This is a genomic window from Streptomyces sp. NPDC042259, from assembly GCF_055582085.1.
The window spans coordinates 1,023,170-1,042,254 of record NZ_JBVJDW010000001.1 but is presented as its reverse complement, the minus strand read 5'-3'; the positions used below and the strand labels follow the sequence as shown (position 1 = coordinate 1,042,254).

Genomic DNA, 19,085 nt, shown 5'->3' with positions numbered 1-19,085 from the left:
GTCCCTCGTCCTCAGTCCTCCGATGCCTGCCGGACCAGCGGGATGATCCGCAACGGGACCGCGTTCTCCATGACGATCGCCGTGGAGGCCCGCACGATGCCATCAAAACCCACAACCCGGTCGATCACCCGCTGGAGGTCGGCGTTCGAGCGGGCGACCAGCCGGCAGAGCATGTCCCCGTGCCCCGTGGTGGTGTGCAGCTCCAGTACCTCGGGGACGGACGCCAGATGGGTGCGCACGTCCGCGCCCTGGCCCTGCTTGATCTCCAGCGTCGCGAACGCCGTCACCGGATAGCCGAGCGCCGCCGGATCCACCTCGGGGCCGAACCCCCGGATCACCCCCTGGGACCGCAATCTGTCCAGCCGCGCCTGCACGGTGCCGCGCGCCACGCCCAGCCGGCGCGAGGCCTCCAGCACGCCGATGCGCGGCTCCTCGGCGAGCAGCTCGATCAGGCTGCCGTCCAAACGATCGATCGCCATGCGACACCTCTCGTGGTCATCCTGTACAGAACGCCCGGTAACTCCCCAGGGCTGCTGTACAGAATGCCCAGCGGAAACACAAACTATTGCGCACCTTGTGGATCGGCGGGACGCTGCGACCATGACTCAGACCACAGATCACACCCTTCACACCGCACGGCAGGCCGACCCGTTCCCGGTCAAGGGGATGGACGCGGTGGTCTTCGCAGTCGGCAACGCCAAGCAGGCCGCCCACTACTACTCCACCGCCTTCGGCATGAAGCGCGTCGCCTACTCGGGCCCGGAGAACGGCAGCCGGGAAACGGCGAGTTACGTGCTGGAGTCCGGCAGCGCCCGGTTCGTCCTCACCTCCGTCATCAAGGCCACCACCGACCGCGGCCGCTTCCTCGCCGAACACGTCGCCGAGCACGGCGACGGCGTCGTCGACCTCGCCATCGAGGTCCCCGACGCCCGCCGGGCCTACGCCTACGCCCTCGAACACGGCGCCACCGGCCTGGAGGAGCCGCACGAGGTGACCGACGAGCACGGCACCGTCGTCATCGCGGCCATCGCCACCTACGGCCAGACCCGACACACCCTCGTCGAGCGCGCCGGCTACACCGGCCCCTACCTCCCCGGCTTCGTGGCCGCCGAGCCGATCGTGGAACCCGGCCCGCGCCGCTTCCAGGCCATCGACCACTGCGTCGGCAACGTCGAACTCGGCAAGATGGACGAGTGGGTCGCCTTCTACAACAACGTCATGGCCTTCACCAACATGAAGGAGTTCGTGGGCGACGACATTGCCACCGAGTACTCCGCGCTCATGTCGAAGGTCGTCGCGGACGGCACCCGCAAGGTGAAGTTCCCGCTCAACGAGCCGGCCATCGCCAAGAAGAAGTCCCAGATCGACGAATACCTCGAGTTCTACAACGGCCCCGGCGTCCAGCACATCGCCCTCGCCACCAACGACATCGTCGCGAGCGTCCGCGCCATGCGCGCGGCCGGCGTGCAGTTCCTCGACACCCCCGACTCCTACTACGACACCCTCGGCGAATGGGCCGGCGAGACCCGCGTCCCCGTCGAGACGCTGCGCGAGCTGAAGATCCTCGTCGACCGCGACGAGGACGGCTATCTGCTGCAGATCTTCACCAAGCCGGTCCAGGACCGCCCCACCGTCTTCTTCGAGATGATCGAACGCCACGGTTCCATGGGCTTCGGCAAGGGCAACTTCAAGGCCCTCTTCGAAGCCATCGAGCGGGAGCAGGAGAAGCGGGGGAACCTCTAGCCGGTTCGGGGGTAGCGGCCGCGCTACGCGCGGTGTCCTCAATCGCCGGACGGGCGTGAAGAACAAGCCCGTCCGGCGATCGATGACCGGGGCCCGGGGCGGAGCCCCGGTTACGGGGAGGGGCGGGCAGGGGAAGGAACCCCCCATGGGCGATCTGATCGAGCTGTTGCGCGAAGGCCTTCCCGGCGAAGCGGTGCTCACCGACCCCGACGTCATACGCGCGTACGCCAACGACATGGCGAGCTTCTGCGAAGCCGGCACCCCCGCCGTCGTCGTGCTGCCGCGCACCGTGGACCACGTGCGGCACGTCATGCGCACCGCGACCGCGCTGCGCGTCCCCGTCGTCCCGCAAGGGGCCCGCACCGGGCTGTCCGGCGCGGCCAACGCCAGCGACGGCTGCATCGTGCTCTCGCTCGTCAAAATGGACCGGATCATCGAGATCAACCCGGTCGACCGGGTCGCGGTCGTCGAGCCGGGGGTCGTCAACGCCGTCCTCTCCCGTGCCGTCGCCGAGCAGGGCCTCTACTATCCGCCGGACCCCTCCAGTTGGGAACAGTGCACCATCGGCGGCAACATCGGCACCGCCTCCGGCGGCCTGTGCTGCGTCAAATACGGGGTGACCGCCGAGTACGTCCTCGGCCTCGACGTCGTCCTCGCCGACGGACGGCTGCTGCGCACCGGCCGCCGCACCGCCAAGGGCGTCGCCGGCTACGACCTCACCCGGCTCTTCGTCGGCTCCGAGGGCAGCCTCGGTATCGTCGTCCGCGCCGTCCTGGCCCTCAAGCCCGCACCGCCCGAACAACGCGTACTGGCCGCCGAGTTCCCCACCGCCGCCGCGGCCTGCGCGGCCGTCTGCGAGATCATGGCCCGCGGCCACGCGCCCTCCCTGCTGGAGCTGATGGACCGCACGTCCGTCCGCGCCGTCAACGCGATGACGCACATGGGCCTGCCCGACACCACCGAAGCCCTGCTGCTCGCCGCCTTCGACACCCCCGACCCCGCCCCCGACCTCGCGGCCGTCGCCGAGCTGTGCGCCGCCGCCGGGGCCACCGAGATCGTCCCCGCCGACTCCGCAGCCGAGTCCGACCTCCTCCTCCAGGCCCGCCGCACGACCCTGCCCGCCCTGGAGGCCTTGCGGCCCGCCACGATGATCGACGACGTCTGCGTCCCGCGCTCCCGGCTCGCCGACATGCTCGACGGCACCGCGGCCATCGCCGAGAAGTACGCCCTCACCATCGGCGTCTGCGCGCACGCCGGCGACGGCAACACCCACCCCGTCGTCTGCTTCGACCCCGCCGATGCCGACGAGGCGCGCCGCGCCCGGGAATCCTTCGACGAGATCATGGCCCTCGGCCTGGCCCTGGGCGGCACGATCACCGGCGAGCACGGCGTGGGCATGCTCAAGAAGGAATGGCTGGCCCGGGAACTCGGCCCGGTGGGCCTGGAAATGCAACGGGGCATCAAGGCGGTGTTCGACCCCCTGGGCCTGCTCAATCCGGGCAAGGTCCTGGATTGGCCGTGACCGCTCCCCTCGGGTGGCTGGGCGTGCACCTCCGCTGCGCGGCGGTGTCCTCAATCGCCGGACGGGCTGGTTTTGCCTGGGCTTGGCAGCCAAGCCCAGCCACATCAAGCCCGTCCGGCGATTGAGGACGCGCCCGCAGGGCGCTCAGCCGCCGCAGGCGGCACAACCGGCCGGCAGCCGAGGATCCGCCGGCCAGGCGAGAGGCGGCACAACCCGGCTGGCAGCCGAAGAAACGCCAACACCAGGCACGGCTACGTGCCACCCGCATCGGGAGAATCGTCCGAAGCCCACGGCTCACGCCCCCAGGATTCGTCCCCCGGCGTCGCGGCCAGCAACTCGCGCAGGGCCTCGTCGAGGCCGAGCAGCTCGGACTCCGTGCCCGTCGGGACGGCCCGCAGTGTGCGCTCCAGCCAGGCCGCCACCGCCGACGCGGGCGCCCGCAGCAGCGCGCAGCCGTCCGGCGACGTCAGCGCCACACAGACCGTGGAACGCCGGCCGTTCTTGGCCGGCCACACCCGCACGTCCCCCACCCCGCACGGCCGGAAAACGCCCTCCACCAGCAACTCCCGGGCGAACGACCAGTGCACGGGCAACGCGGAGGTGATGTGAAAGGCGATATGGACGGCGTACGGATCACTCGTACGGTAGGTCAGCCTGGCCGGTACCGGGATGCTGCGCTCCGGCGACAGCACCAGGCTGAGTTCCAGCTCTCGTTCCACCACGGTGTGCATCAAGTGCGCCCTCTCAGCTCTGCTTCTCTCGGTGCGTGGCCCCTTGTGAACGGGCCCGCACCGGATAGAGCGCAACGACCCCCACACCATTACGCGACTTCGCCACATCCATCCGAATTTTTTTCGCGGGGCGACACGGCGGGTCGCACCGCGCCGGCCGGTCGCACGTGTGAGTGGTTCCGCCCGTAGGACGGCCACAGACGACTGGCCGTCTGGTAGACCTGTTGGTTGCGCTCCGGGTTGCCTTTTGCGCATAGAGATCACAAGGTCCCGTCATCGGGTCCGGAGCGGCATACACGACCCCCCGCGCGTGCGGCAGACTGTTTGCCGCCATCCGCCCCACCGACACGTCACCCCCAGCACGGCCGAGCAGATACGGGACACCGGAGACCATGAGCGCCCCTTCCTCAGGATCCGCCGACGGCAACCCCGCTTTTGGCTACTATCCGGATCCGTCCATCCCCGGATACATCCGGTTCTGGAGCGGGACGGCATGGGTGCCCGGTACGAGCCGGCCCGCCCCGGCCGAGGGGGAGCCGATGCCGGCACCGCCCGCCGGGATGGTCCCCGCCCCGGCCCCCGCCCTCGCCGCCCCCGTACCGCCCACCCCTCCGACGGCCTCGCCGGCCCCCCGGCAGACGCCCCGTCAGGAGGAGACCGGCCCCATGTTCCTCGACGAGGAGCCCGCGCTGCGCGACGCCCGCGCCGAGGCCGCCGTCCGGGACGACGGTGCCGCCGGCCGGGGTGAGGCGGGCGCCGCCGCCCGTGACCCCCGCGCCGACCGGAGCGGCCCCCAGGGCGCCGCCCTGCCCGCCGCCCGCGACCCCCGGCTGCCGGGCCCGGCCCCCGCCCCCGCACCGTCCGCCGCGCCCTCTCCCGGGCCGGAGGAAGGGCGCCCCGGGAGCGCGCGCGGCGACGGCACGCTGACCATCCGCGCCAAGCGGCCCGGCCCGGGCCCCGCCCCGGCGGCCGTCAAGCCCGGCGGCACGATGCAGCTCCGCCCGCCGGTCCGGCCGCAGCCCGACCCGGATCTGTCGCCCGCCCCCCAGGTGTGGCCCGACGCCCGCGCCGCCGAGGCCGCCGCCGATGCCCCGGCCGTGCCGCCGGCCGAGCGGGAGCACCCGATGACACGCCGTCCGGTGCTGCCCGCCACCACCGTCGCCCCCCAGCCCCGGCCCGAGCGTTCCGCGCCGCCCACCCCTCAGGAGGAGCGCCAGGAACGGCCCGCCCCCGTCGGCTGGGCCCAGCAGGTCCAGCAGCTCGCCCAGGCGCAGCCCGGCGACGCCGCCACGGGGTGGAAGCCGCCCAAGGACGACCCGTTCCTGCGGATGGGCCAGACGCAGGGCAGGCCCGCCGCGCTCGGCCGGCGGCTCGCCGCCCGGCTCGTCGACACGGCGGTCCTCGCCGGGGTGGTGGGCGCGGCGGCCGTGCCGCTGTGGGGCAAGTCCGTCGACCACATCGACGAGAAGGTGCGCCGGGCCAAGCAGTCCGGCGAGACCGTGACGGTCTGGCTGCTCGACGGCACCACCGGCACCTATCTGGCCGTCGTGCTCGGCGTGCTGCTGCTCTTCGGCGTGCTCTACGAGGCACTGCCGACCGCCAAGTGGGGACGCACCCTGGGCAAGAAGCTGTGCGGTGTGCGCGTCCTCGACATCGAGTCCCACGACACGGCCTCCTTCGCGGCGGCACTCCGCCGCTGGCTGGTGTACGGCGTGCTGGGCGTGCTCGTCGTCGGCGTGGCGAACGTGGTGTGGTGCCTCGTGGACCGGCCGTGGCGCCAGTGCTGGCACGACAAGGCAGCCCGAACGTTCGTGGCCTCGGCCCCGTGACTCGCCGTCGGGCGTTCAAGGACGGCCCGGCAGCCGAAGAACCGCCGGAGGCCGTCGGCACCACCGCTGCGCGGTGGTAGTCCTCAATCGCCGGACGGGCTGGTTTTGGCTGGGCTTGGCAGCCAAGCCCAGCCACATCAAGCCCGTCCGGCGTTTGAGGACGCGCCCGCAGGGCGCTCGCCGCCGCAGGCGGCACCACGGGCCGGCAGTCGAAGAACCGCCGGATGGGCTAGAGGCGGCTGAGCCCGGCCGGCCAGGCCCCGGCGCGGATGACTCGAACGGCATACAGACAGATGCACATACCGGAACCCTGGGTTCCACTTGGGCCATGAGCACCGAGCAGCCGCGCGACGACGACCCGTTTCAGAAGAGGCCGCCGGAGCCTCCTCCCGCCGGATCGCCGTACGGCGGGCCGTACGGAAGCCCCCCGCCCGGCGGCGGTGACCCGTACGGCGGCGACCCCTACGGCGGTGACCCGTACGGCGGGGGACCCGGCAACCCCTACGGGGACCAGTACGGCGCGCGCGACCCCCTCGCCGGCATGCCGCCGCTCGCCTCCCGGCTGCGCCGACTCGTCGCGCGGATCATCGACGGGCTGCTGGTGAGCGTGCCGATCAGCCTGATCTTCTCGTTCGCCTGGGGCGACTACGACCCGTGGAACGACAACGCCAAATCCACCAGCCTCTCCATCGTCATCGCCGTCGTGTACTTCTGCTACGAGGGGATGATGCTGACCAGCCGTGGGCAGACGGTCGGCAAGATGGCGATGAAGATCCGGGTCGCGATGCTCGCCAACGGCGCCGTCCCGGCCGGCGGGGCGGGCTGGACGCGTGCCGCCGTCTACTCCCTGCCGGAGGTCGTGCCGTGCTGTGGCTTCCTCTTCTGGCTGGTCAATGTGCTGTGGTGTACGTGGGACAAGCCGTATCAGCAGTGTCTGCACGACAAGGCGGCGAAGACCGTGGTGGTCTCAGCCCCGCAGTGAGTGCTCACTGATCCGTGAACCGGTGTGCCCGGGTGTCCGCTGAGCGGGCACCCGGGCACGGTCGTGCCGCCCCCGGCGGGGCAGCGGTAGGCACAGGGCGACGAGCAGCCCCAGCGCCAGGGCGGACAGGGCGATGGCCGCGATCCCGGCACCCGAGCCCGGCCGCGACAGCAGCAGCATGGCGAGGGTGGCGAGGACAACGGTGGCCGAACCGTAGGCAATCTGCGCGGGAGTCGGACGCGGCATGGCGGGATCCGTCCTCGGAGCATCGATATGGGGGAGATGAGCCGGCGCTGGTACGTACCGCAAACCGACTCTACGGTCCTGTCTGCCCGTGCGGAACTTGCGGTAAGCGTGACCTAACCCACGGTGTTGGGAGCACGAAGGGCGCACGGGGTCACCGGGCCGTCCAACAGATGAGATCGACGCGCCCGTTGATGTCCGATTTCGGCAACTTAAAGACCGAGTAACGTACTTGCTTCAACAGATGCAGTCAAGGTCTGTCTTTTCTGGTTACCGTCCGGTCAAATACCTCCACAGTTGTTACTGGGGAGGCAGCACAAGTGAAGAGCAGACAACGGAGGATCGCCAGGTCCGCCGCCGTGGCCACGGTGGTCGCGGCACTCGGCACCGGCACCCTCGTGGCCGGTATCGCCCAGGCGGCGGCGACCGACGGCCCGGCCGAGCCGAAGACGATCCAGCGCCAGGACCCTGACCAGGCCAAGCGCGCCGTGGAGCACGACCTCAAGGGCCCGTACACCAAGAAGAACGACGCGAAGCGGAAGGCCGCCCTCGAGCAGGTCATATCCGGCGACGCGAAGACCGAGCAGCGCGGCGGCTCGCAGGTCGTCAAGCTCGGCAAGGGCAAGTACGTCGAGCTGGCCCGGCAGAAGACCGACAAGATCTTTACGATTCTGGTCGACTTCGGCACCAAGGTCGACGACACCACCATGTACGACCCGGACGGCCCCGACGGCCCCAAGCCGCCGGTGAAGAAGTACGGCGGCAAGCCCGGCCCCGCGCACAACGAGATAGCCAAGCCGGACCGCAAGAAGGACAACAGCACGGCCTGGCGGAAGGACTACGACCGCAAGTACTTCCAGGACCTCTACTTCTCGCACGACAAGAACAAGGAGTCCCTGGCCAAGTACTACGAGAAGCAGTCCTCGGGCCGCTACTCCGTCGAGGGCCAGGTCACCGACTGGGTCAAGGTCCCCTACAACGAGGCCCGTTACGGCTCGAACTACTGCGGATCCACCAACTGCCCGAGCGCCTGGGACCTGATCGCCGACGGTGTGAACCAGTGGGTCAAGGACCAGAAGGCCGCCGGCCGCAGCGACGCGGCGATCAAGGCGGAGCTGGCCAAGTACGACCAGTGGGACCGTAACGACTTCGACGGCGACGGCAACTTCAACGAGCCCGACGGGTACATCGACCACTTCCAGATCGTGCACGCCGGCGAGGACGAGTCCGCGGGCGGCGGCGCCCAGGGCAAGGACGCCATCTGGGCACACCGCTGGTACGCCTACGGCAGTGACGCCGGCAAGACCGGCCCGGCCACCAACAAGGCGGGCGGCACGCAGATCGCCGACACCGGCATCTGGGTCGGCGACTACACCATGCAGCCCGAGAACGGCGGTCTCGGTGTCTTCGCCCACGAGTACGGCCACGACCTGGGCCTGCCGGACGAGTACGACACCAGCGGCGAGGGCGAGTCCTCCGTCGCCTTCTGGTCGCTGATGTCCTCCGGCTCCTGGCTCGGCAACGGCAAGGAGTCCATCGGCGAGCTGCCCGGCGACATGAGCGCCTGGGACAAGCTGCAGCTGGGCTGGCTCAACTACGGCAAGGCGAAGGCGGCGACGAAGTCGACGCACAAGCTGGGCGTGGCGGAGTACAACACCAAGGACAAGCAGGCGCTCGTCGTCGACCTGCCCGCGAAGAAGGTCAAGACCGACGTCGTCAAGCCCGTCGAGGGCTCCAGCCAGTGGTGGAGCGGCGCGGGCGACGACCTCAAGAACACCCTGACCCGCCCGGTCGACCTGACGGGCAAGTCCAAGGCCTCCCTCGACCTTTCGGGCTGGTGGGACATCGAGGAGAACTACGACTTCCTCTACGCCGAGGTCTCCACGGACGGCGGCGCCAACTGGACCCCGCTCGACGGCACCGCCGACGGCAAGGCCATCACCCGTGACGGCGGCGACAAGCCCGCGCTGACCGGTGTCTCCGGCGCGTACAAGAAGCTCGCCTTCCCGCTCGACGCCTACGCGGGCAAGAAGGTCGACCTGCGCTTCCGCTACTCCACCGACGGCGGCGCCGGCGGCAAGGGCTTCACGGCCGACGCCATCACCGTCAACGCCGACGGCAAGGCCCTGGTCACCGACGGCGCCGAGAACGGCGACAACGGCTGGACGACGAAGGGCTTCTCGCGCATCGGCGCCTCCTTCACCAAGGACTACCCGCAGTACTACATCGCGGAGAACCGCCAGTACGTGTCGTACGACAAGACCCTCAAGACGGGCCCGTACAACTTCGGCTGGAAGACCGCCAAGCCGAGCTGGGTCGAGCACTACCCGTACCAGAAGGGCCTGCTCATCTGGAAGTGGGACACCTCGGAGAAGGACAACAACGTCAGCGCCCACCCGGGCACCGGCCGGATCCTCCCGATCGACGCCCACCCGAAGGCCGAGAAGTGGACGGGCGGCGAGCTGATGCGCAACCGCTTCCAGGCCTACGACTCGACCTTCAGCCGGTTCCCGGCGCAGGGCTACACGGTCCACCAGGACGGTGTCGCCAAGCGCGTCAAGGGCAAGGCCGGTTCGCCGCTCTTCGACGACCGCAAGGGCTCGTACTACGACGAGTCGAACCCGACCGGCGGTGTGAAGATCACTGACACCAACACCCGGATCAAGATCCTCCACGAGGCTCTGAACGGTTCCACGATGACCGTCCAGGTGGGTCCGTCCGGCAAGTGACCGATCGGTAATCGGTAACCGAACGACATCACCCCAGGTCACACACGTATCGGCCGTCGCCCCCTAGCGGGCGGCGGCCGATCGTGCCGAGAATGCCTGTCATGACCTTCTTATTGACACACTTGTCAAAAGCGTGGCTCCGACGGTGTGCGGGAGAGGGGTGACGCGGATGGCGGGTGGTGGGTTCGCGAAGCTTCCCGACGGCAGCGTGGTCGTCGCCCTGCCCCTGCCCAGCCCGCCGGGCGGCGGAGGCGAGCCGAACGCCCGGGTGCGGGTCCTGGTGCACGCGGTGAACCGGCAACGGGCCCTGACCCGGCTGCGGAACCTCGGACTGCGCGCGGTGTACCTGCGCGGTAACGCCGAGCCGCCTACTCCCGACGAGATCACGGCCGTCCTGCACCACCCGGACGGCCTCGTCTGGCGCTCCGTCCCGGACGACGACACGGAGTCCTGGCATCCGATCGCCACACTGCTGCGGCGCAAGCCCGCGGGGGCGGCGTAGGCCGTGGTGGGTGCACCTCCGCTGCGCGGCGGTGTCCTCAATCGCCGGACGGGCTGGTTTTGGCTGAGCTCAGCCAAAACCAGCCCGTCCGGCGATTGAGGACGCGCCCGCAGGGCGCTCGCCGCCGCAGGCGGCAAAAACGGCCCGCAGGCGGAGCCGGAAAGGGCGCTAGCCGAGCTGGACCACCGGCTTGCCGCTCAGCTCCACGCCCGCGTCCCGCAGCTCCTCCAGGGCCCGCTGGGTCGTGTGCGGGGCGACGCCCGCGGTCAGGTCCAGCAGGACCTGGGTGGTGAAGCCCTCGCGCCGCGCGTCCAGCGCCGTGGCCCGTACGCAGTGGTCGGTGGCGAGGCCGACCACGTCCACCTCGGTCACCCCGTGCTCGCGCAGCCAGTCCGCGAGCGGGGTGCCGTTCTCGTCGGTGCCCTCGAAGCCGCTGTACGCCGCCGCGTACGCGCCCTTGTCGAAGACGGCGTCGATCGCCCCGGAGGCGATCACGGGTGCGAAATTCGGGTGGAACCCGCTGCCCTCCGTGCCGGCCACGCAATGCACCGGCCAGGTGTGTTCGAAATCGGGATGTGCGGAGAAGTGGTCACCGGGATCTATGTGGTGATCACGGGTGGCGACGACGTACCGGTATCCGGCGGGCGCCTCACCGACCAGGTCGGTGATGGCCGCGGCCACGTCGGCGCCACCGGCGACCGCGAGGCTGCCGCCCTCGCAGAAGTCGTTCTGCACGTCGACGATGATCAGCGCACGATGCATGGTGCAGATCCTTTTCGAAGGAGAAATCGGCCGACTGTGCGGATCAACTCGCTGTGACCGAGGGTAGTGACTCTCCGCGCGTTGCGGGAGGGCGTGTCCGGCGGGGCGCTCGTCCCGGGGGTCCGGTGCGCCCCCGCGCCCTCACGCGTCGGGGGTGACGTACTCCGTCGGCAGGACCGCCTCGCCGCGCGAGAGCTGCGTGGCCGACATGGGCAGCCCCGCGCGGGCCGCCGCGTGCCGGTCGCGGGCCGCGTCCAGCGGCTCCCGGGAGACGACCTCCCCGCCCCGCACCAGCTCCACGAGCAGCTGCCGGTCGGCGAGGCCGGCCGGGACGGGGCCGGTGCCGACGACCTCCGCCTCGGCGATGCCGGTGGCGTCCAGGCGGCGCGCGGCCCACTTGCGGCCGCCGAGGGACGACTTGCCGCCCATCGACTTCTTCGCCACCGGCCGCAGCGGCGCGTCGGCCCCGGCACCGTCCGCGCGGGCGACGAGCTTGTAGACCATCGAGCAGGTGGGGTGCCCGCTGCCGGTCACCAGCTGGGTGCCCACCCCGTAGGCGTCGACGGGCGCGGCGGCCAGGGAGGCGATCGCGTACTCGTCCAGGTCGCTGGTGACCACGATCTTCGTCTTGGTCGCGCCCAGGTCGTCGAGCTGCTGCCGCACCCGGTGCGCGAGCAGCAGGAGGTCACCGGAGTCGATGCGCACCGCGCCCAGCTCGGGGCCCGCGATGTCCACGGCCATCCGCACGGCCTCGGTGACATCGAAGGTGTCCACCAGGAGGGTCGTGCCACTGCCGAGCGAGTCGACCTGGGCGGTGAAGGCGTCCCGCTCGCTGTCGTGCAACAGGGTGAAGGCATGCGCACTGGTGCCGACGGTCGGGATGTTGTAGCGGAACCCGGCCGCGAGGTCGGAGGTGGTGGCGAAGCCGCCCACGTACGCGGCACGGGCCGCGGCCACGGCCGCCAGCTCGTGGGTGCGCCGCGCGCCCATCTCGATCAGCGGCCGTCCGCCCGCGGCGATCGACATCCGGGAGGCCGCCGCGGCGACCGCCGAGTCGTGGTTGAGGATCGACAGGATGACGGTCTCCAGCAGCACCGCCTCGGCGAAGGTGCCCTCGACCCGCATGATCGGCGAGCCGGGGAAGTACACCTCGCCCTCGGGGTAGCCCCAGACGTCGCCGCGGAAGCGGTAGTCGGCGAGCCACTCCAGCGTGGGCCCGTCCACGATGCCCTGCTCGGCCAGGAAGGCCAGCACGCCCGCGTCGAAGCGGAAGTTCTCCACGGCGTCCAGCACCCGGCCGGTGCCCGCGACGACGCCGTAGCGGCGGCCCTCGGGCAGGCGCCGGGTGAAGACCTCGAAGACCGAGCGGCGGTCGGCGGTGCCGGACCGCAGCGCGGCCTGCAGCATGGTGAGTTCGTACCGGTCGGTGAAGAGGGACGTCGACGGCACAGCCACCGGCAGCCCCAGGTCCGCAGCGTTCACTTCGCCCTACCTCGCAATTCCGATCCTGGCGTCTGGCAGGGATGCTACCTCCATTACTCGTCAGAGTGACGATTTCTGGGGCGGCCGATCCCGGAACCCGCCGGGGGCGGACCCGTTTATGCGTGGCGCAGGGGGGAGTGGCAGCATGGATACGTGAGCGACGCACACGAGGCCGCCGGGCGGCGGTCGAGGTCGGCCCGCTGCTTCGCCTCGTGGGCGGAGAAGCGAACGATGGAGAAGGCGTGAGCGATGCACAGGGGGCCGCCGGCCGGCGGCCGACGCGGAAGCCGGCTCGCCGCCGTGCCGTGGGTGCGGAGAATCTGACGATGGAGCAGTGGTGAGCGTCGCACCGGTCGAGATCGAACGTCCCGAGTCCAGCGAGGCACCCTTCGCGGTGACCGAACCGGACGTCCCCTGGGTCACGTTGGTCCACAACGACCCCGTCAACCTCATGAGTTATGTGACGTATGTCTTCCAGGCGTACTTCGGCTACTCCAAGGACAAGGCACACCGACTGATGCTCGACGTGCACCACAAGGGCCGCGCCACGGTCTCCAGCGGCAGCCGCGAGGAGATGGAGCGCGACGTGCAGGCGATGCACGGCTACGGCCTCTGGGCGACCCTGTCGCAGGACCGCTGATGGCCGGGCATTTCGAGCCGCTCCCCGGCGGCGGGGCCGCCGTGGCCCTGGACGAGGTCGAGGTCTCCATCCTGCGCAGCCTGGCCGTGCAGCTCATGGAGCTGATCGGGCCCGGCGCCGACGAGGGACCACAGGACGCGGACCCGCTCGCCCGCCTCTTCGCCGAGGGCCCCAGCGAACCGCCCGCCGATCCGGCGCTCGCCCGGCTCTTCCCCGACGCCTACGGTGCTCCGGGCGCCGAGCAGGACCGGCAGGCCCGCGCGTACGCCGCCGAGTTCCGCCGGTACACCGAGAACGACCTGCGCGCCCGTAAGCGCGACGACGCCCTCGCCGTCGTGCGCTCGCTCGATTCGCTGAGCCTGACCGGCGGCGGCGACAGCGACGCCGTGCTGCGGCTGTCGGCCGACGAGTGCCGGCAGTGGCTCGGCGCGCTCAACGATCTGCGCCTGGCCATCGGGACCCGGCTGGAGATCGGTGACGAGAACGACAGCGACGAGCTGTTCCGGCTGCCGGACGAGGACCCGCGCAAGCCGATGGTGATGGCCTACCTGTGGCTCGGCGGTCTGCAGGAGACGCTCGTGGAGTCACTGATGGCCTAACCGGCCCGCTCGGCGGAGGACGGCCTCGCGGCCCGTCCTCCCCGCCACGGGCGGGGCTTGATCCGAACGGGATCCCGGCTGATTACCGCCGGTCCGAAAGGCCCTGTTCCCTCGGGTCAGGGGGCGAGATGCCCGCGATAACGGCATCTGGGGGATGATGTCCGCTCAGCGGACGCTCCACCCCGCATAACGATCCCGTCACCGTAGTGGCGACCTTTGTGGACCCTATTTACATTTGTCCTACTTTCCGTGTGGTGTCGGTCACAGCGCGCCGCACGATCTCCGGTCCGCGCGTGATAAATCTTCACGACCTGCCTCCGTGACGCCACCCATGTCGCGGCGGGAGCGCTTAGCCGGCCGACCGTCGGCGTTTTTCAGGAACTCCATCCGGGGGGATCGGGACCCGATCCGGACGCACCGGGTCGGTATGGAGAAAGGCGCACCACCATGACCTCTGAGCAGGTCGCGGACCGTACCGCAGACGCGGGGACCGCAGGGCAGGACGGAAGCGGACAGGACGCTTCCGAGGGTTACCAGCGTGGTCTGGGCAACCGACAGATCCAGATGATCGCCATCGGCGGTGCCATCGGCACCGGCCTGTTTCTCGGCGCGGGCACGGCCATTCACAAGGCGGGGCCCAGCCTGATCCTGGCCTACGCGATAGCCGGCCTCGTCATCTTCTTCATCATGCGGGCGCTCGGTGAGCTGCTCATGTACCGCCCGGTCTCGGGCTCCTTCTCCGACTACGCACGCGAGTTCCTCGGCCCCTTCTGGGGGTACGTGACCGGCTGGACGTACTGGCTCTTCTGGGTCGTCACCGGCATCGTCGAGGTCACCGCCGCGGCGACCTACATGAGCTACTGGACCCACGGCGACGTCCCGCAATGGGTGTCCGCGCTCGGGTTCACGGTCATCCTCTACTTCGCCAACCTGATCTCCGTGAAGCTCTTCGGCGAGCTGGAGTTCTGGTTCTCCATGGTCAAGGTCACCGCCATCATCGGCATGATCCTGATCGGTCTCGGCGTGATCACCCTCGGCTTCTCCGACGCCGGTGACACCGCCACCTTCTCCAACCTCTGGTCGCACCACGGCTTCTTCCCCCACGGCATCCGCTCCACGCTGATGACGCTGCAGATCGTGATGTTCGCCTTCCTCGCCGTCGAGCTGGTCGGCGTCACCGCGGGCGAGGCCAAGGACCCGAAGAAGACCCTGCCCAAGGCGATCAACACCGTCCCGTGGCGGATCGCGGTCTTCTACATCGGCGCCCTGATCATCATCCTGTCCGTGGTCCCGTGGACCGAGTTCATGCCCGGCATCAGCCCCTTCGTGGCGGCCTTCGCGAAGATCGGCCTGCCGGCCGGCGCCGGCATCGTCAACTTCGTGGTGCTGACGGCGGCGCTCTCCTCCTGCAACTCCGGCATGTACTCCACCGGCCGCATGCTGCGCGACCTCGCGCTCAACGGCCAGGGCCCGAAGTTCTTCGCCCAGCTCACCAAGAACGGCCTGCCGCTGCGCGGCACGACCTTCTCGGCCGCGCTGATGCTCGTCGGCGTCTGGATCAACTACCAGTGGCCGGGTGAGGCGTTCACCTACGTCGTCTCCTTCGCGACCATCTCGGGCATGTGGGCGTGGATCATGATCCTCGCGGCGCAGCTGATCTACCGCCGCAAGGCCAATCGCGGCGAGCTGCCGCAGTCCTCGTTCAAGGCCCCCGGCGCGCCGTGGACCAGCCTCTTCGCGCTCGCCTTCATCTTCATGGTGATCGTGCTGATGGGCATCGACAAGGACTCCCGGATCTCCCTGTACTGCGCGCCCATCTGGGCCGCGATCATGGTGGGCTCGTACTACATCCTCAAGGCCCGCAACCCGCAGGCCTTCGCCCGCAAGGACTACACGGTCCCCGCGGACGAGGTCGAGAAGACCCACTGACGCACCGCCGTCCGAAGCACCCGGGCCCGTTCGTACCACTCTCGGTACGGGCGGGCCCGTCTGCATATCCTGACGAACATGCTGACCATTACCCAGGCCCTGTACGACCAGATCGTCGCGCACGCCCGCGCCGACCACCCCGACGAGGCGTGCGGCGTGGTGGCCGGCCCGGCCGGCGGCGGCCGCCCCGAGCGCTTCGTCCCGATGCTCAACGCCGCCCGCTCGCCCACGTTCTACGAGTTCGACTCCACCGACCTCCTCAAGCTCTACCGCGACATGGACGACCGCGACGAGGAGCCCGTCGTCATCTACCACTCGCACACCGCCACCGAGGCCTACCCCTCCCGCACCGACATCGGCCTCGCGAGCGAACCCGGCGCCCACTACGTCCTCGTCTCCACCGCCGACACCGACGACGCGGGCCCCTTCCAGTTCCGCTCCTACCGCATCGTGGACGGCGTGGTGACCGAGGAGGACGTACGCGTCGTCGACGCGTACTGACCGGCACACCCCACGCACCGACCCCATCCGGCCCACAAGATGCGACGGTCCGCATCCCGGGACGAACTTCCGGTCCGCGCAGGGGGAATCGATACCATGTGCCCATGGTTTTCCACGACGTGATCGAGAAGGCGCCGGGCACCCTGCTCGTGGCGCGGCGGCACGTCGACCTGTGCCGCCTCGCCGCCGCGCTGTGTCCGCGCGGCGCCGCCGAGTGAGAGCCGCGGCGCCCGCTTCGCCCGCGCCCCGCGCGAACCACGAGCATCCCCGCACTTCCCCGCACTCCGACAGGAGCACAACCATGGCCATCGAGGTCCGCATCCCGACCATCCTGCGCACCTACACCGACGGCGAGAAGGCCGTCCAGGGCAGCGGCGCCACGATCGACGAGCTCTTCAAGGACCTCGACAGCCGCCACCCCGGCATCCGCGAGCGCCTCGTCGACGAGGCCGCCGGCGGCGAGCTGCGCCGCTTCGTCAACGTCTACCTCAACGACGAGGACGTCCGCTTCCTCGCCGGCATCACCACCGGACTCACCGACGGCGACAGCGTCACCATCCTCCCGGCGGTCGCCGGCGGCCGGGACTGACCCCCGTGCGCTACGACAGCCCCCTGGCCGCGGTGGGCAACACCCCGCTCGTCCGGCTGCCGCGCCTCTCCCCGTCCCCGGACGTCCGGATCTGGGCGAAGCTGGAGGACCGCAACCCCACCGGCTCCATCAAGGACCGCCCCGCCCTGCACATGATCGAGCAGGCGGAGAAGGACGGCCGCCTCACCCCGGGATGCACCATCCTGGAACCCACCTCCGGCAACACCGGCATCTCCCTCGCCATGGCCGCCCGCCTCAAGGGCTACCGCATCGTGTGCGTGATGCCGGAGAACACCAGCGAGGAGCGGCGCCAGCTGCTCGCCATGTGGGGCGCGGAGATCATCCCCTCGCCCGCCGCCGGAGGCTCGAACACGGCCGTACGCATGGCCAAGGAACTGTCCGGGCAGCACCCCGACTGGGTGATGCTCTACCAGTACGGCAACCCCGACAACGCCGGCGCCCACTACGCCACCACCGGCCCCGAGATCCTCGCGGACCTCCCGGAGATCACCCACTTCGTGGCCGGCCTCGGCACGACCGGCACCCTCATGGGCGTCGGCCGCTATCTGCGCGAACAGCTCCCCGACGTCCGCATCGTCGCCGCCGAACCACGCTACGACGACGTCGTCTACGGCCTGCGCAACCTCGACGAGGGCTTCGTCCCCGAGCTGTACGACGAATCCGTCCTCACCACCCGCTACTCCGTGGGCTCCGAGGACGCCGTCCGCCGCACCCGCGAACTCCTCGCCGAGGAAGGCATCTTCGCGGGCATCTCCACCGGCGCGGTCCTGCACGCCGCCATCGGCGTGGCCCGCAAGGCCGCCCGGGCGGGGGAGCGCGCCGACGTCGCCTTCATCGTCGCCGACGGCGGCTGGAAATACCTTTCCACTGGCGTGTACACCGCACCCACGACGGAGGCGGCCGTCGAAACGTTGCACGGCCAGCTCTGGGCTTAGGCCGTGCGCCTGCCGTTTGCGCGGTTCCGCGGTGGCGTCCGCGACCGCGGGCCGTGCCGTGCGCACCACCGCTGCGCGGCGGTAGTCCTCAAGCGCCGGACGGGCTGGTTGACGGTCCTCGCCGACGGGCGCTGCGGGCCGTGCCGTGTGTACCACCGCTGCGCGGCGGTAGTCCTCAAGCGCCGGACGGGCTTGATGTGGCTGGGCTCTGGCGATCAAGCCCAGCCAAAACTAGCCCGTCCGGCGCTTGAGGACGCGCCCGCAGGGCGCCTGCCGCCGCAGGCGGCCAAGACGGCCCGCAGGCCGAAGGACCCGCCGGCCAGGCGAGAGGCGGCCAAGACGGCCCGCAAGGCCGAAGGTGGCGCCGCCCAGGCGAGCGGCAACGGTCCGCCGGCCGGGCGAGAGGTCCGTAGCCGATGACCCGCCGGCCAGGCGAGAGGTCCTTACCGGTGACTTCGCCCACAACGTCCCCCCGTGAAGGCGCGGCCACCCGCCCCGCGCTTTACGCTCGACGCACCGCATGGCCCCCCGTAACGAGCCCACGGAGGTTCAGGCCCGCATGAAGCTCACCGTCGTCGGATGCTCGGGGTCGTTCCCGTCCACGGAATCGGCCTGCTCGAGCTACCTCGTCGAGGCCGACGGCTTCCGGCTGCTCCTCGACATGGGCAATGGCGCCCTCGGCGAGCTGCAGCGACACACCGGTCTCTACGACCTCGACGCCGTGCTGCTGTCCCATCTGCACCCGGACCACTGCATCGACATGTGCGGCTACTTCGTCGCCCGCTACTACCGCCACGACGGCGGCCGCGCCGCGGCCATCCCCGTCTACGGGCCGGAGGGCACCGAGGAACGGCTGAACACCGCCTACGGCGACGTCCCGCACGACGCGTGCATGCGCGAGGTCTTCGACTTCCGCACGCTGACCCCCGGCAAGTTCACCCTCGGTCCCTTCACGATCCGCACCGACCGGGTCCGTCACCCGGTCGAGGCGTTCGCCTTCCGGGTCGAACACGGCGACCGCTCCCTCGTCTACTCCGGCGACACCGGCCCCTGCCAGGCCCTGCACGACCTCGCCCTGGACACGGACCTCCTGCTGTGCGAGGCGTCCTTCACGCACGGCAAGGAGGACATCCCCGACCTCCACCTCAACGGCCGCGAGGCCGGTGAACAGGCCGCCCGCGCCCGCGTCGCCCGGCTCGTCCTCACCCACATCCCCCCGTGGACCGACCCGCTCACCAATCTCCGCGACGCCCGTTCGGTCTACGACGGCCCGGCCGAGCTCGCGCGCGCCGGCGCGGTGTACGAGCTGTAGTCGGCCGCGAGCCCGTCCTCAAACGCCGGGCTGG

General features: G+C 70.4%; 19 protein-coding genes. 14 read left to right on the top strand and 5 right to left on the bottom strand.

Annotated features, from left to right (window positions below; translation table 11 throughout):
- Window positions 1–11: 11 nt before the first annotated feature.
- Window positions 12–479, bottom strand: coding sequence for an Lrp/AsnC family transcriptional regulator (locus ACZ6MA_RS04730; RefSeq protein ID WP_469431005.1), 468 nt, complete (start codon window positions 477–479; stop codon window positions 12–14).
- 121 nt (window positions 480–600) lie between these two features.
- Here ACZ6MA_RS04730 and hppD point away from each other — a divergent pair, with 121 nt between their 5' ends.
- Entirely contained in the window at window positions 601–1,743 is a 1,143-nt protein-coding gene (gene hppD, locus ACZ6MA_RS04725) for a 4-hydroxyphenylpyruvate dioxygenase (RefSeq protein ID WP_469431004.1), read from the top strand.
- A 145-nt stretch (window positions 1,744–1,888) separates the two neighbouring features.
- The gene (locus tag ACZ6MA_RS04720; protein WP_469431003.1) at window positions 1,889–3,265 is read left to right on the top strand and encodes an FAD-binding oxidoreductase; all 1,377 of its coding nucleotides are present in this window, start codon (window positions 1,889–1,891) and stop codon (window positions 3,263–3,265) included.
- Window positions 3,266–3,516: 251 nt separating this feature from the next.
- On the opposite strand, the gene ACZ6MA_RS04715 is transcribed toward ACZ6MA_RS04720, so the two are convergent.
- Window positions 3,517–3,996 (bottom strand): SsgA family sporulation/cell division regulator, encoded by a 480-nt coding sequence (locus ACZ6MA_RS04715; RefSeq protein WP_469431002.1) that lies wholly within the window; start codon window positions 3,994–3,996, stop codon window positions 3,517–3,519.
- Window positions 3,997–4,388: 392 nt separating this feature from the next.
- Between ACZ6MA_RS04715 and ACZ6MA_RS04710 the strand changes: the two genes are divergently transcribed.
- Window positions 4,389–5,825 carry an RDD family protein gene (locus ACZ6MA_RS04710; RefSeq protein ID WP_469431001.1) on the top strand — a complete coding sequence of 479 codons (1,437 nt, stop codon included), beginning with the start codon at window positions 4,389–4,391 and terminating at the stop codon, window positions 5,823–5,825.
- A gap of 328 nt (window positions 5,826–6,153) precedes the next feature.
- The gene (locus ACZ6MA_RS04705) at window positions 6,154–6,807 is read left to right on the top strand and encodes an RDD family protein (protein WP_469431000.1); all 654 of its coding nucleotides are present in this window, start codon (window positions 6,154–6,156) and stop codon (window positions 6,805–6,807) included.
- Here ACZ6MA_RS04705 and ACZ6MA_RS04700 read toward each other — a convergent pair.
- Window positions 6,793–7,053, bottom strand: coding sequence for a hypothetical protein (locus ACZ6MA_RS04700; protein ID WP_469430999.1), 261 nt, complete (start codon window positions 7,051–7,053; stop codon window positions 6,793–6,795). The two genes, ACZ6MA_RS04705 and ACZ6MA_RS04700, sit on opposite strands and share 15 nt — an antisense overlap.
- Before the next feature lie 317 nt (window positions 7,054–7,370).
- Between ACZ6MA_RS04700 and ACZ6MA_RS04695 the strand changes: the two genes are divergently transcribed.
- Both ACZ6MA_RS04695 and ACZ6MA_RS04690 read left to right on the top strand, forming a co-directional pair.
- Complete coding sequence (locus ACZ6MA_RS04695) at window positions 7,371–9,779, top strand: immune inhibitor A domain-containing protein (protein ID WP_469430998.1); 2,409 nt, start codon at window positions 7,371–7,373, stop codon at window positions 9,777–9,779.
- A 169-nt stretch (window positions 9,780–9,948) separates the two neighbouring features.
- A complete protein-coding gene (locus tag ACZ6MA_RS04690; protein WP_469430997.1) occupies window positions 9,949–10,281 on the top strand; it encodes a hypothetical protein in 333 nt (110 codons plus the stop codon).
- A gap of 168 nt (window positions 10,282–10,449) precedes the next feature.
- Here ACZ6MA_RS04690 and ACZ6MA_RS04685 read toward each other — a convergent pair whose 3' ends face one another.
- On the bottom strand, window positions 10,450–11,043 hold the full coding sequence (locus ACZ6MA_RS04685) for an isochorismatase family protein (protein WP_469430996.1): 594 nt from the start codon (window positions 11,041–11,043) through the stop codon (window positions 10,450–10,452).
- A 141-nt stretch (window positions 11,044–11,184) separates the two neighbouring features.
- On the bottom strand, window positions 11,185–12,525 hold the full coding sequence (locus ACZ6MA_RS04680) for a nicotinate phosphoribosyltransferase (RefSeq protein WP_469430994.1): 1,341 nt from the start codon (window positions 12,523–12,525) through the stop codon (window positions 11,185–11,187).
- Window positions 12,526–12,862: 337 nt separating this feature from the next.
- Between ACZ6MA_RS04680 and clpS the strand changes: the two genes are divergently transcribed.
- The 8 genes from clpS to ACZ6MA_RS04640 all read left to right on the top strand — a co-directional run bounded on the left by clpS (window position 12,863) and on the right by ACZ6MA_RS04640 (window position 19,051).
- Window positions 12,863–13,165, top strand: coding sequence for an ATP-dependent Clp protease adapter ClpS (clpS, locus tag ACZ6MA_RS04675; RefSeq protein WP_469430993.1), 303 nt, complete (start codon window positions 12,863–12,865; stop codon window positions 13,163–13,165).
- Window positions 13,165–13,764: a DUF2017 domain-containing protein gene (locus tag ACZ6MA_RS04670; protein WP_469430992.1), complete on the top strand. Its 600-nt coding sequence runs from the start codon at window positions 13,165–13,167 to the stop codon at window positions 13,762–13,764. Before clpS ends, ACZ6MA_RS04670 begins: the two co-directional genes overlap by 1 nt.
- Window positions 13,765–14,211: 447 nt before the next feature.
- Window positions 14,212–15,693 carry an amino acid permease gene (locus ACZ6MA_RS04665; protein ID WP_469430991.1) on the top strand — a complete coding sequence of 494 codons (1,482 nt, stop codon included), beginning with the start codon at window positions 14,212–14,214 and terminating at the stop codon, window positions 15,691–15,693.
- Between the two features lie 78 nt (window positions 15,694–15,771).
- On the top strand, window positions 15,772–16,194 hold the full coding sequence (locus ACZ6MA_RS04660; protein WP_469430989.1) for a M67 family metallopeptidase: 423 nt from the start codon (window positions 15,772–15,774) through the stop codon (window positions 16,192–16,194).
- Window positions 16,195–16,298: 104 nt separating this feature from the next.
- Window positions 16,299–16,412, top strand: coding sequence for a putative leader peptide (locus ACZ6MA_RS04655; protein ID WP_311775264.1), 114 nt, complete (start codon window positions 16,299–16,301; stop codon window positions 16,410–16,412).
- An 83-nt stretch (window positions 16,413–16,495) separates the two neighbouring features.
- Window positions 16,496–16,783 (top strand): MoaD/ThiS family protein, encoded by a 288-nt coding sequence (locus ACZ6MA_RS04650; RefSeq protein ID WP_469430988.1) that lies wholly within the window; start codon window positions 16,496–16,498, stop codon window positions 16,781–16,783.
- A gap of 5 nt (window positions 16,784–16,788) precedes the next feature.
- Window positions 16,789–17,739, top strand: coding sequence for a PLP-dependent cysteine synthase family protein (locus ACZ6MA_RS04645; protein WP_469430987.1), 951 nt, complete (start codon window positions 16,789–16,791; stop codon window positions 17,737–17,739).
- 559 nt (window positions 17,740–18,298) lie between these two features.
- A complete protein-coding gene (locus ACZ6MA_RS04640) occupies window positions 18,299–19,051 on the top strand; it encodes an MBL fold metallo-hydrolase (protein ID WP_469431209.1) in 753 nt (250 codons plus the stop codon).
- Window positions 19,052–19,085 lie beyond the last annotated feature (34 nt).